This window comes from Proteus sp. STS61-E, assembly GCF_040932335.1.
Lineage (GTDB): Bacteria > Pseudomonadota > Gammaproteobacteria > Enterobacterales > Enterobacteriaceae > Proteus > Proteus mirabilis_B.
In genome coordinates, this window is record NZ_JBFQGE010000002.1 from 327,908 (window position 1) to 340,377 (window position 12,470).

14 protein-coding genes are annotated in these 12,470 nt (G+C 37.5%); 12 read left to right on the plus strand and 2 right to left on the minus strand.

The window, feature by feature from the left end; genetic code table 11:
- Window position 1 precedes the first annotated feature (1 nt).
- The 9 genes from hisD to nadS all read left to right on the plus strand — a co-directional run bounded on the left by hisD (window position 2) and on the right by nadS (window position 7,036).
- Window positions 2–1,321 carry a histidinol dehydrogenase gene (gene hisD / locus AB4J89_RS07315; RefSeq protein WP_368468748.1) on the plus strand — a complete coding sequence of 440 codons (1,320 nt, stop codon included), beginning with the start codon at window positions 2–4 and terminating at the stop codon, window positions 1,319–1,321.
- A complete protein-coding gene (hisC, locus tag AB4J89_RS07320) occupies window positions 1,321–2,403 on the plus strand; it encodes a histidinol-phosphate transaminase (protein WP_088493332.1) in 1,083 nt (360 codons plus the stop codon). Before hisD ends, hisC begins: the two co-directional genes overlap by 1 nt.
- A 49-nt stretch (window positions 2,404–2,452) precedes the next feature.
- A complete protein-coding gene (gene hisB / locus AB4J89_RS07325) occupies window positions 2,453–3,520 on the plus strand; it encodes a bifunctional histidinol-phosphatase/imidazoleglycerol-phosphate dehydratase HisB (protein WP_088493333.1) in 1,068 nt (355 codons plus the stop codon).
- A complete protein-coding gene (hisH, locus tag AB4J89_RS07330) occupies window positions 3,520–4,110 on the plus strand; it encodes an imidazole glycerol phosphate synthase subunit HisH (RefSeq protein WP_088493334.1) in 591 nt (196 codons plus the stop codon). Before hisB ends, hisH begins: the two co-directional genes overlap by 1 nt.
- A gap of 6 nt (window positions 4,111–4,116) precedes the next feature.
- Entirely contained in the window at window positions 4,117–4,854 is a 738-nt protein-coding gene (hisA, locus tag AB4J89_RS07335; protein ID WP_088493335.1) for a 1-(5-phosphoribosyl)-5-[(5-phosphoribosylamino)methylideneamino]imidazole-4-carboxamide isomerase, read from the plus strand.
- Complete coding sequence (hisF, locus tag AB4J89_RS07340) at window positions 4,836–5,609, plus strand: imidazole glycerol phosphate synthase subunit HisF (RefSeq protein ID WP_368468751.1); 774 nt, start codon at window positions 4,836–4,838, stop codon at window positions 5,607–5,609. Before hisA ends, hisF begins: the two co-directional genes overlap by 19 nt.
- A complete protein-coding gene (hisIE, locus tag AB4J89_RS07345) occupies window positions 5,606–6,226 on the plus strand; it encodes a bifunctional phosphoribosyl-AMP cyclohydrolase/phosphoribosyl-ATP diphosphatase HisIE (protein ID WP_088493336.1) in 621 nt (206 codons plus the stop codon). The genes hisF and hisIE overlap by 4 nt, the downstream gene beginning before the upstream one ends.
- 146 nt (window positions 6,227–6,372) lie before the next feature.
- Window positions 6,373–6,696 carry a type II toxin-antitoxin system RelE/ParE family toxin gene (locus AB4J89_RS07350; protein WP_368468753.1) on the plus strand — a complete coding sequence of 108 codons (324 nt, stop codon included), beginning with the start codon at window positions 6,373–6,375 and terminating at the stop codon, window positions 6,694–6,696.
- Between the two features lie 37 nt (window positions 6,697–6,733).
- Window positions 6,734–7,036, plus strand: a complete 303-nt coding sequence (gene nadS / locus AB4J89_RS07355; protein ID WP_088493338.1) for a NadS family protein — start codon at window positions 6,734–6,736, stop codon at window positions 7,034–7,036.
- A gap of 126 nt (window positions 7,037–7,162) precedes the next feature.
- Here the strand turns inward: nadS and yiaY are convergent, their stop codons facing one another.
- Window positions 7,163–8,314: an L-threonine dehydrogenase gene (gene yiaY / locus AB4J89_RS07360; RefSeq protein ID WP_088493339.1), complete on the minus strand. Its 1,152-nt coding sequence runs from the start codon at window positions 8,312–8,314 to the stop codon at window positions 7,163–7,165.
- Between the two features lie 313 nt (window positions 8,315–8,627).
- Between yiaY and AB4J89_RS07365 the strand changes: the two genes are divergently transcribed.
- Together AB4J89_RS07365 and AB4J89_RS07370 are read left to right on the plus strand one after the other, a co-directional pair.
- Entirely contained in the window at window positions 8,628–9,125 is a 498-nt protein-coding gene (locus AB4J89_RS07365) for a YbaK/prolyl-tRNA synthetase associated domain-containing protein (RefSeq protein ID WP_088493340.1), read from the plus strand.
- A gap of 648 nt (window positions 9,126–9,773) precedes the next feature.
- Window positions 9,774–11,126, plus strand: a complete 1,353-nt coding sequence (locus tag AB4J89_RS07370) for a dicarboxylate/amino acid:cation symporter (RefSeq protein ID WP_193775118.1) — start codon at window positions 9,774–9,776, stop codon at window positions 11,124–11,126.
- A 145-nt stretch (window positions 11,127–11,271) separates the two neighbouring features.
- Here the strand turns inward: AB4J89_RS07370 and nfsB are convergent, their stop codons facing one another.
- Window positions 11,272–11,925, minus strand: coding sequence for an oxygen-insensitive NAD(P)H nitroreductase (gene nfsB / locus AB4J89_RS07375; protein ID WP_088493341.1), 654 nt, complete (start codon window positions 11,923–11,925; stop codon window positions 11,272–11,274).
- Between the two features lie 98 nt (window positions 11,926–12,023).
- Between nfsB and AB4J89_RS07380 the strand changes: the two genes are divergently transcribed.
- A complete protein-coding gene (locus AB4J89_RS07380; RefSeq protein ID WP_075672530.1) occupies window positions 12,024–12,392 on the plus strand; it encodes a helix-turn-helix domain-containing protein in 369 nt (122 codons plus the stop codon).
- The last annotated feature ends 78 nt before the right edge of the window (window positions 12,393–12,470 follow it).

A 12,470-nucleotide genomic window follows, 5' to 3' on the forward strand; every position in this document is an offset into this window, starting at 1 on the left:
AATGATGAAAACGGGTTTTAATACATTAACTTACTGGAATAAATGCACTAAAGAACAGCAACAAGTGCTATTAACTCGCCCTGCTATTTCTGCATCAGGTTCAATTACAGAACAAGTTGCTAGCATCATTTCACAGGTACGCAATGATGGGGATAAAGCGCTTAAAGCACTTAGCCAAAAATTCGATAAGGCAGCGCCGGAAAGTGTTTTGGTGTCAAAATCGCAAATCGATGAAGCCTCATCAAGACTTGATAGCAAAATAAAACAGGCAATAGCACAAGCGATGAATAATATTCGTCGCTTTCATGAAGCGCAAATTCCTAACACTATCAACGTGGAAACACAGCCCGGTGTATTTTGTCAGCAAGTCAGCAGACCCATTGATGCAGTAGGTCTTTATATTCCTGGAGGTTCAGCACCATTACTATCAACGGTAATGATGTTAGGTATTCCAGCCCGTATTGCTGGCTGTCGCAAAGTTATTCTTTGCTCACCGCCCCCTATTGCTGATGAAATTTTATATATTGCTCAACAAATTGGTATTGATGAAGTCTTTCAAGTCGGTGGCGCGCAGGCAATTGCAGCTATGGCGTTTGGTACTGAATCTATACCTAAAGTTGATAAAATTTTTGGACCCGGTAATGCTTATGTGACTGAAGCAAAACGCCAAGCAAGTCAATCGCTACAAGGTGCCGCAATTGACATGCCAGCAGGTCCCTCTGAAGTACTAGTGATTGCTGATGCGGACGCAAATCCTGCATTTATTGCCGCTGACTTACTGTCGCAAGCTGAGCACGGCCCTGATTCACAGGTTGTATTATTAACACCGGATGAAACACTTGCTAAAGCTGTTATTGCTGAAACTGAAACACAACTAGCACTATTAAGCCGTGCTGAAATCGCGAAACAAGCACTTGCAGAAAGCCGTGTCATTATTACTCGTGATCTCGACCAGTGTATTGAAATCAGTAACAGTTATGGTCCAGAACACTTAATTATTCAAACCAATGATGCTGATACCCGTGTTGATAGCATTACCAGCGCCGGCTCTGTTTTTCTTGGTGCTTGGTCACCTGAATCTGCGGGGGATTATGCTTCTGGTACGAATCACGTTCTACCGACTTATGGCTATACAGCAACCTACTCAAGCTTAGGCTTAGCTGATTTTATGAAACGTATGACAGTGCAGAAACTCACCGCACAGGGTTTATCTGATTTAGCACAGACCATTGAAACATTAGCGCAAGCAGAACAACTCACTGCACACAAAAATGCTGTCACACTTCGCGTTAACGCTTTAGCTCAGGGGAAAAAAGAGTGATGAAAACTGAATTTGATATCAATACACTTGCAAGAAAAAATGTACGTGAATTAACACCTTATCAGTCTGCTCGGCGCTTAGGAGGAAATGGTTCTGTTTGGTTAAATGCCAATGAATACCCTATCGCACCTGACTTTACTTTTAATGAAAAAAACTTAAACCGTTACCCTGAATGTCAACCTGTTAACGTCATTAACCGTTACGCAAAATATGCCGGTGTAGAGACTAATCAAGTCTTAGTGAGCCGTGGCGCAGATGAGGCGATTGAGCTTCTTATTCGTGCGTTTTGCGAGCCGGGTAAAGACGCCGTACTTTATTGCCCACCGACATATGGAATGTATAGCGTTAGTGCTGAAACTTTCGGTATAGAACAGCGTGTTGTCCCTGCACTTGCTGATTGGAGTCCAGATGTCAAAGCCATCGCATCACAGCTTGATAATGTAAAACTTATCTATCTGTGCAGCCCTAACAACCCGACAGGAAATCTTGTTGATCCTTCGCTTATTCGTGATGTATTAGCGTTGGCTAAAGATAAAGCCATTGTTGCAGTAGATGAAGCCTATATTGAATTTTGCCCACAAGCATCAATTGTTTCATGGCTTGAAGATTATCCGAATTTAGTTATTTTGCGAACCTTATCGAAAGCTTTCGCTTTAGCAGGGCTTCGTTGTGGATTTACGCTTGCCAACCCACCAGTCATTGAATTATTACTAAAAGTGATCGCTCCGTACCCGCTTTCAACACCTGTTGCAGATATTGCTGCGCAAGCATTAACAGAAGCAGGTATTGAGATAATGAAAAAACGAGTAGCAGAAATTTCACGCAACAGAGCCATTTTATCTGATTCGTTAAAAAAACTGCCTAATGTTGAACAGGTTTATAACAGTGAAACCAACTATATTTTAGTGAAATTCACTGATGCAACTCTAGTTTTCCGTACATTATGGGAACAAGGGATTATTTTGCGCGATCAACAGCGTCAATATGGGCTTAATGGCTGTTTGCGTATTTCTATCGGTACCGCAGAAGAATGTGATAGCGTGATTAATGCCATAAAAAATATTCAAACTGCAAACGTATAAAACATTAAAAACGATAACAACAAAAAATCGCAACTGAGGGATCTCAACCATGAGCCAAAAAATTCTTTTTATTGACCGTGATGGTACTTTAATCACTGAGCCACCAACAGATTACCAAGTTGATAGACTTGATAAACTAGCCTTTGAAAATGGCGTGATCCCCGCACTTACTGCTCTGCAAAAAGCGGGTTATAAACTCATTATGATCACAAATCAGGACGGATTAGGCACAGAAAGTTTTCCTCAAGCAGATTTCGATCCTCCTCATAATTTAATGATGCAAGTTTTTTCATCTCAAGGGATCTCATTTGATGATGTGTTAATTTGTCCTCATAAACCTGAAGACAACTGCCCTTGTCGCAAACCAGAAACAGGGCTTGTCACCCAGTATTTAGTTGATGGTGCACTAGATAAAGATAACAGCTATGTCATTGGTGATAGACAAACTGATATTCAGTTAGCTGAAAATATGGGTATCAAAGGCCTGCTTTATAATACCGATAAGCTCAATTGGGCGATTATCACAGAGCAACTAACGAAAAAAGATCGCTATGCCCACGTTGAGCGAAAAACCAAAGAAACACAAATTGCGATCGATGTTTGGCTTGATCGTGAAGGCAATAGCCAGATCAGCACAGGTGTCGGTTTTTTTGATCACATGCTTGATCAAATTGCCACACACGGCGGCTTTCGTATGAACATCAATGTTAAAGGTGACTTAGTTATTGATGATCACCACACGGTGGAAGATACCGGTCTTGCTTTGGGTGAAGCATTACGTGAAGCACTAGGCGATAAACGAGGTATTGCTCGTTTCGGCTTTACATTACCAATGGATGAATGCCTTGCAAGTTGTGCGTTAGATATTTCTGGTCGTCCACACCTTGAATACAAAGCCGAATTTAAATACCAGCGTGTCGGTGATTTAAGTACAGAGATGATTGAACACTTTTTCCGTTCACTCTCTTATACGATGGGTTGCACATTACACCTGAAATCGAAAGGCAAAAACGATCACCACAAAGCTGAAAGCTTATTTAAAGTCTTTGGCCGTACATTACGCCAAGCCATTCGTGTCGAAGGCAATACTTTACCCAGCTCAAAAGGTGTTTTGTGATGAAAGTGGTTATTCTTGATACAGGTTGTGCCAATTTAGCCTCTGTCGCTTACGCCGTTAAGCGACTTGGTTATGATCCCATTGTTTCCTATGAAAAAAACGTTGTGTTATCTGCGGATAAGCTCTTTTTGCCCGGTGTAGGAACTGCTAGAGCAGCAATGGAACAACTCAAAGCACGTGAGCTAATTCCTTTAATTAAAGCATTAACACAACCTGTTTTAGGTATTTGTTTAGGCATGCAAATATTGGCTTCACTAAGCGAAGAAGGCAAAGATATTCCTTTATTAGGTTTAGTTGATGGCACCATAGATAAGCTTGATACGGCAGGATTACCACTACCTCACATGGGTTGGAACCAAGTATTAGCAAAACCAGGACATCCTCTTTTTCGTGATCTTGGTGATGATGCTTGGTTCTATTTTGTTCATAGCTACGCTTTAGCGCTCAATGAATCGACGATTGCTGAAACTGAATACGGCTCGCGTTTTAGTAGCGCAATTCAAAAAGATAATTTTTATGGTGTGCAATTTCACCCAGAGCGTTCCGGGAAAGCAGGTGCTCAACTTATCAAGAACTTTTTGGAGATGTAACCCATTATGATTATTCCAGCATTAGATTTAATTGATGGAAAAGTAGTTCGTTTACATCAGGGTGATTATGCAAAACAGCGTGATTATGATGATAATCCGCTGACTCGCTACCAACAATATGAAAAAGATGGCGCAAAATTACTTCACTTAGTGGATTTAACAGGTGCAAAAGATCCTTCTGCTCGCCAAATTTCACTACTAAAAGAGCTTGTTGCTTGTGTCAATGTACCAGTACAAGTGGGTGGAGGCATTCGCACAGAAGATGATGTGAAATCGCTACTCGATGCAGGAGCAAGCCGAGTTGTTATTGGCTCAACCGCAGTCAGCCAACCTGAAATGGTAAAAACATGGTTTGAGCGCTATGGCGCAGATGCCATTGTGTTAGCCCTCGATGTTCGTATTGATAAACAAGGTAAAAAATGGGTAGCTGTCAGCGGTTGGCAAGAAAACTCATCCTATACACTTGAAGATATCATCGAGCTTTATCAAAGTGTGGGTTTAAAGCATGTGCTGTGTACTGATATTTCTCGTGACGGCACATTAGCGGGTTCTAACGTCGAACTATATAAAGAAATTAGCCAGCGTTTCCCCGATATTTTATTCCAAGCGTCGGGCGGTATTGGTGATTTACAAGATATCGCAGATCTTCCAGCATCAGGTGTTGCCGGTATTATTGTTGGTAGAGCATTATTAGAAGGCAAATTTACATTAAAAGAGGCGATATCATGTTGGCAAAACGCATAATTCCTTGTCTTGATGTTCGAGATGGACAAGTTGTTAAAGGTGTTCAATTTCGTAATCATGAAATCATTGGTGATATTGTTCCTCTCGCTGAACGCTATGCCAAAGAAGGCGCTGATGAACTGGTATTTTATGATATTACAGCATCTTCTGACGGTCGTGTTGTTGATAAAAGCTGGGTATCGCGTGTCGCTGAAGTGATTGATATTCCTTTTTGTGTTGCGGGTGGTATTCGCTCTGTTGAAGATGCGGGGAAAATTCTCTCATTTGGTGCAGATAAAATTTCGATTAACTCCCCTGCACTTTCCGATCCTTCACTGATATCTCGTTTAGCAGATCGCTACGGTGTACAGTGTGTTGTTGTGGGTATTGACACTTGGTTCGATGAAAAAACAAGAGAATATTTAGTTTATCAATTCACAGGCGATGAAAAACGTACACAACAAACGCACTGGAAAACCCTTGATTGGGTACGCGAAGTTCAGCAACTTGGTGCCGGTGAAATTGTTTTAAATATGATGAACCAAGACGGCGTGAGACAAGGCTATGACCTAAAACAACTTGCTCTAGTACGTCAAGTTGCAGATGTTCCTATTATCGCATCAGGAGGAGCAGGCGAAATGTCACACTTTCTTGATGCATTTAAATTAGCCAATGTTGATGGCGCTCTTGCAGCCTCTGTTTTTCATAAACAAATAATTAATATCAACGAACTAAAACAGTATCTTGCAAAGAATGACGTTAAGGTAAGAATATAATGAATAGTGCAAAAGTCGCGCAATTAGATTGGGAAAAAGTCGATAATCTCATGCCTGTGGTTATCCAAAATGCCATTTCAGGTGATGTATTAATGCTAGGCTATATGAACAAAGAAGCATTAAATGTCACTCTAGAAAGTGGGAATGTTACCTTCTATTCACGCACTAAACAGCGTTTATGGACAAAAGGCGAAACCTCAGGCAACTTCCTAAAATTAGTCAATATTTATCCTGACTGTGATAACGATACTTTACTTATTTTAGCTAATCCTATTGGCCCAACTTGCCATAACGGCACTGAAAGTTGTTTTGCTCCAGCACAGAGCCAATGGGGATTTCTCTATGAGCTTGAGAATTTATTACGTGAACGCAAAAATGCCTCACCAGATAGCTCTTATACTGCCCGCCTTTATGCCAGTGGTACAAAGCGTATAGCTCAAAAAGTGGGTGAAGAAGGTGTAGAAACCGCGTTAGCTGCCACTGTTAATGACAGAGAAGAGCTAAAAAATGAAGCCTCTGATTTGCTCTATCACTTAATGGTGCTATTACAAGATCAATCATTATCACTCTCTGATGTAATAGGTTGCCTTCAAGAGCGCCATAAAAAAGCAGAGTGATTTCTAGGTAATTAACACACTCTAAAGACTGAGTTTTATTCTTAACCTTAGTCTTTTTTTATACATTAAATTTAGTACATAGTACTAATCTAAGTTTGTTTTTAGTACTGAGTACTATTATGATAGGATCAATGGATGGAACCTAGATGAACTATTTAGAGTTTATTGAAACAATGGTTTTCAGCAGAGACAGAAAAAAGCTCATGGATGATGATGAATTTAGATCACTTCAAACTTATATGTTAGAAAATTATGAAAATGGAGACACCATTGCCCATACTGGTGGTTGCAAAAAGATACGCTGGTATCGAGCGGGGAGCGGGAAAAGTGGTGGAGTTAGGATTATTTATTATACAAGAACGATCACAGGAAGATTATATTTGCTTCTTATCTATCCTAAAAATAGTAAAGACGACCTAAGTGCTCAAGAAAAAAACATTCTAAAATCTTTAAGTGATAAATTAAAATAATAATTAAATAATTTATTACCTTTAATGGAAACATATAATGGATAAAAAACTATTTGATGATCTCGTTAGCAGCATGGAAGAGATGGTTGCCATTGAAAATGGTGAAATATCCCCTGCCAATGAAAATGTCCATCGCATAGAACTACCAGATGTGAAAGCGATACGAAAACATAGTGGAATGAAACAACAAGAATTTGCGGATGCTATTGGATTAAGTGTTGACCTAATTCGTAGTTGGGAACAAAAACGCAGAACGCCCTCAGGCATTGCACTAAAAATACTTTACCTTATTGAAAAACAACCCAGCATAATCAATGTACTACAAACAATACATATATAAAAAACATATACGTAAAAATAAATATATAGATAAAAAAGCACCTCAATCATAAATTTTGAGGTGCTTTTTTATTACTTTATTAAGAGATAAAATAACAAGTATTAGTTGTCATTTATTCCTTACACATTACATTGCTTGGCGGAATAACTCGATAACATCACTTTCAGAACCCTGAACTGGGTTAGTGATCGCACAAGCATCTTTCAGCGCATTTTCAGCTAATGTTTTAAAGTCTTCTTCTTTCACACCTAATTCTTTCAGACCTGCTGGAATACCAACATCTTTAGCCATTTTACGAATTTCTTCGATACATGCTTTAGCACCTTGCTCATCGCTCATTGCAGAAACATCAACACCCATTGCTTGTGCGATATCTTTTAAACGACCCGCAGCTGCTTGAATGTTATAAGCTTGAACATGTGGTAATAAAACCGCATTACACACACCATGAGGTAAGTTATAGAAACCACCTAATTGGTGAGCCATAGCATGTACATAACCTAAAGAAGCATTATTAAATGCCATACCGGCTAAGAACTGAGCGTAAGCCATATTTTCACGAGCTTGTGCATCACCACCATTATCAACAACTTTACGTAAAGATTCGCTGATCATAGTAACTGCTTTTAATGCACACGCATCAGTGATTGGGTTTGCAGCGATTGAAACATATGCTTCAACAGCATGAGTTAATGCATCCATACCTGTTGCAGCGGTTAAACCTTTTGGCATACCAATCATTAATTCTGAATCATTTACAGATAAGATTGGGGTGACGTTTTTATCAACGATAGCCATTTTGATATGACGCGCAGTATCTGTGATGATACAAAAACGTGTCATTTCTGAAGCTGTACCTGCTGTGGTATTAATTGAAATCAGTGGTAATTGAGGTTTTGCCGAACGATCAACACCTTCATAATCTGCAATTTTTCCACCATTCGAAGCTACTAACGCGATGCCTTTCGCGCAGTCATGTGGAGAACCACCACCTAAAGAAATTACACAGTCACATTGATTTTCTTTCAGCAGAGCTAAACCCGCTTCTACGTTTTCAACTGTAGGGTTAGGTGCAGTACCATCATAAGTTACGCTAGAAATACCAGCTTCTGTCAGTAACTTACTGACTTTATCAACAACACCCAGTTGATTTAAAATGCTATCAGTGACGATCAACGCTTTATGAAAACCGAAGTCTTTCATTGAACTTACAGCATCAGCAAGGCAACCAGCACCAATTTTATTTACAGAAGGGATATAGAATGTTGAAACTGCCATTATTGACTTCCTTTTTAGTAATTAAATCTACGTTTTAATATGTTCTATTCTTTTTGTTCTTAAATTGATCATCATCAAAATAATGAATAAATATCAATTTGTTTATCATTTTATTACAGGTAATTAAATAAAGAAGCCCAATTACCCTATTAATTCAATAGGATAATACTATTAACATATTATCATTTGTAACAAAATAATTTGAAAAGCTTATCAAAATAATCAAAACCAGCCGTAAACATCACAGCAGAATATTTTTTTTAAAGTCGTATAATGACCTCAAAGAAATAACTTATTAAATCAGGAGTCATTGATGTCTTTGACTATTTTTGAGCAACTTACTGCTTTATTAGATAATAACCACGCTACTTACCGTGTTATGGAACACCCTACCGCAGGTCGTTCTGAAGAAGTTGCAAAAATCAGAGGAACACAATTAGGACAGGGAGCAAAAGGACTTGTTTGTCATATAAAAGGTAACGGCATTAAACAACATGTTCTTGCAATACTACCCGCCGATAAACAAGCTGATCTATCAAAACTCGCTCACCAAATTGGTGGAACAAGAGCATCTCTAGCAAGCCCTAAAGAAGTGGATGATCTTACTCAATGCGTCTTTGGTGCAATCCCCCCTTTTAGTTTTCATCCTGCACTGAAGCTTGTCGCTGACCCGCTACTTTTTGAACGTTTTGATGAATTAGCTTTTAATGCAGGTACATTAGAGCGTTCAATTATTCTTAATACGCAAGATTACAAACGTATTGCACAACCTGAATTAATCTCTTTTATTCGAGATGAAGAAAGCGAGTAATAAAAACAACTGATTCATTTTTAACAATTACCCTAGTCATAAGTCAGCTAAGGGTAATTGTTATCATGATAGTTATTATCGTGTCTTTTTCTCATTGATTGTCCTTTACTTACTTCTATGATTTATCCAATTCATCGATAAGAGATACTTCCGAGTTTCCTACAATACTCGCCTTTATTATTGTTCTTTCTGAATGCTTATTTGTTTGTTGGTTAGAGTTTATTTATATTGAAGGGTTTATCAGTGGTTCATTTTTTCCTTAACAATAAATATAATAAAAACAAATAATTGAAACTCAATTCACCCTCTCCTTCTCATTATCCATGTTTTTTACATTTAAATTATTTTATTTACCAAAAATCAAAACCAAATACACATGATTTTAAAGAAATACAATAAATTAAAACAAATTATAATTTCATTAACTTATTGATTTAAGAAAAATAAATTCCACAAATATCGATAAATTGAAATTAAATCTAATTTTTTAGATGAAGAGCACAATATTTGATAAAATCAACTTTATTTTATTGACCTGATTTGCGCATACCTTTAAGTTACCTGTCACAACAAAATAAATGTAAATAATAATTTACATCATAACTTCTCTTTTATTTAGTCAATATCTTTCAGTTACAGGGAATTTTTATGCAGACTTCATCCCGCAAGCTCCCCTTTTATCGTGTGTTATATATCCAAGTTATTATTGCTATCATTTTCGGTATTCTATTAGGGCATTTTTACCCTGATATTGGTGAGTCATTCAAACCTTTGGGTGATGGATTTATCAAAATAGTAAAAATGATCATCGCACCTGTTATCTTTCTAACTGTAGTAACAGGTATTGCTGGTATGAGCAACATGAAGGCCGTCGGAAAAGTAGCTGGTAAATCAATGATTTACTTTCTTACATTTTCTACAATTGCATTGGTTATTGGATTAATCACTGCCAATATCATTCGCCCTGGTGATGGTTTAAATATCTCTCCTGAATCATTAGACAGTAGCCGAGTAGAAATGTATGTCACTCAGGCGCACAGCTCTTCTCTTGTTGATTTCTTTATGAATATCATCCCTGATACTATCGTTAGCCCATTAGTTAACGGTAATATCTTACAAGTGCTGTTTGTTTCTGTCGTTTTTGGTCTGGCGTTAGCATCAATAGGTTCACGAGGCGAGCCTGTATTAAAATTCTTACAGCATCTTTGTGAACCTGTCTTTAAGATGGTTGGTATGCTAATGAAGTTAGCGCCTATTGGTGCCTTTGGTGCAATGGCTTTTACGATAGGTAAATATGGTATTTCTTCCATTGGAAATTTAATGTTGTTGGTAATTACTTTTTATTTAACAGCATTACTTTTCGTATTGGTCGTTTTGGGCGCGGTTGCTAAATATAATGGCTTTTCTATTCTCTCTTTAATTAAATACATAAAAGATGAACTTTGGTTAGTGTTAGGTACTTCTTCATCTGAAGCCGCACTACCTACATTAATGAGTAAAATGGAGAAATTGGGCTGTAAAAAATCCGTCGTCGGTTTAGTTATTCCTACTGGTTATTCCTTTAATTTAGACGGTACTAATATTTATATGACCATGGCAGCCCTGTTTATTGCACAAGCAACGGGCGTTGATTTGTCATTAACAGAACAAATTACATTACTCTTTGTTGCCATGATTAGCTCAAAAGGCGCAGCAGGTGTCACTGGTGCTGGTTTTATTACTCTAGCGGCAACATTATCGGTTGTGCCTAGCGTTCCTGTCGCAGGTATGGCGCTAATCCTAGGTATCGACCGTTTTATGTCAGAATGTCGCGCATTAACCAATCTTGTCGGTAATGCTTGCGCCTGTATTGTTGTCGCTCGCTGGGAAAATGCATTAGATAAACAAAGAATGAATGATGTTTTTAGTGGAAAAATATCCGAAGAGGCTCACTTAGATATTGATTTTACATCAGATAAAATAAATGAAAAAACACATTATATAAAAGCATCTGAACAGTAGTTTTTATATTTTTTAATAAAAAACAAATAAAAAGAGAGTATTTAATTACTAAGCTTATTAAACAACGATAGTCATTAGATAAAATAAAAACCATAATGAAAAAACCTCACTCAATAAAGTGAGGTTTAAATCAAAAACTTAAAATCTAAATATCTGTGATAATTTCACTTTGTGGCAATCTTGATTTTGGTAAATTGTAATTGAAATCATCTTCTTCTCTATAACCTAATGCAACAATTGTCACGGCATGAAGACCTTTATCATTTAAAGAAAATGTTGAATCTATTTTGGATAAATCAAAACCTTCCATTGGAAGAGCATCTATTCCTAACGTTGCTGCGCCTAGTAATAGTGATCCCATATTTAAATAAACCTGCTTCTCTATCCAATGAGATAAATCACCAAGTTGTTTTTCATGTAGATTAACAAAAAATGATCTTGCGAGATTATTTTGCTCTTTAAATTCGGCTGCTGGATATCGTCCTGCTTTATCTTCTAATTCAAGCAAATGAGAGAGATATTCTTCAGACAATGTATTTCTTGCACACATAACCACAACATGTGAAGCACTTAATATTTTCTCTTTATTGAACTCATATCCACCCTCTGTTGAGCCAGCAATTTTCTGCTTAGCATCATCAGTTTTCGCGATGATAAAATGCCATGGTTGAGTGTTCACACTTGATGGGCTTAGTTGTAATAATGCTTTAATTTGTTCTAATTCTTGCTCAGGGATCACTTTGTTTTTATCAAAATGTTTTGTCGCATAACGTGTTTTCAATATCTTTAATAAATTCATTTATTACACCTATTCCAAATAAGACACTTGTATCGGGATCATTTTAATTATAATTTACCATCTGGCAAGTACGTACAATTTATGTATATAGGATACAAATGGATACTGTCAAAAAGAATAGATATAACGACTATACCTATGATGGATGCCCTGTTGAAGCGTCTTTAGAGCTGATGGGAGGTAAAGGAAAAGGCATGATCCTTTACCATTTACAGGGAAAAATACTGAGATTTAATGAGCTAAAAAGAAAACTTATTTCAATAACACCTAGAATGCTGACTAAACAGTTACGTGAACTTGAATCTGATGGGCTTATTGAGCGCAAAGTGTATGCTGAAATTCCGCCTAAAGTTGAATATAAACTAAGCGAAGATGGAGAATCACTTTCTCACGTTTTAGCGGCACTACAAAGCTGGGGAGAGGAAAGAGCAATCCCCCTATTAGAAAGATCTGCCAATAGAAAATAACATTAGAGAGTGATGTCGACACTTTTTCAACAACATTACCTTATGCTATTGAATATTATGCAACGAGCACAACAACTG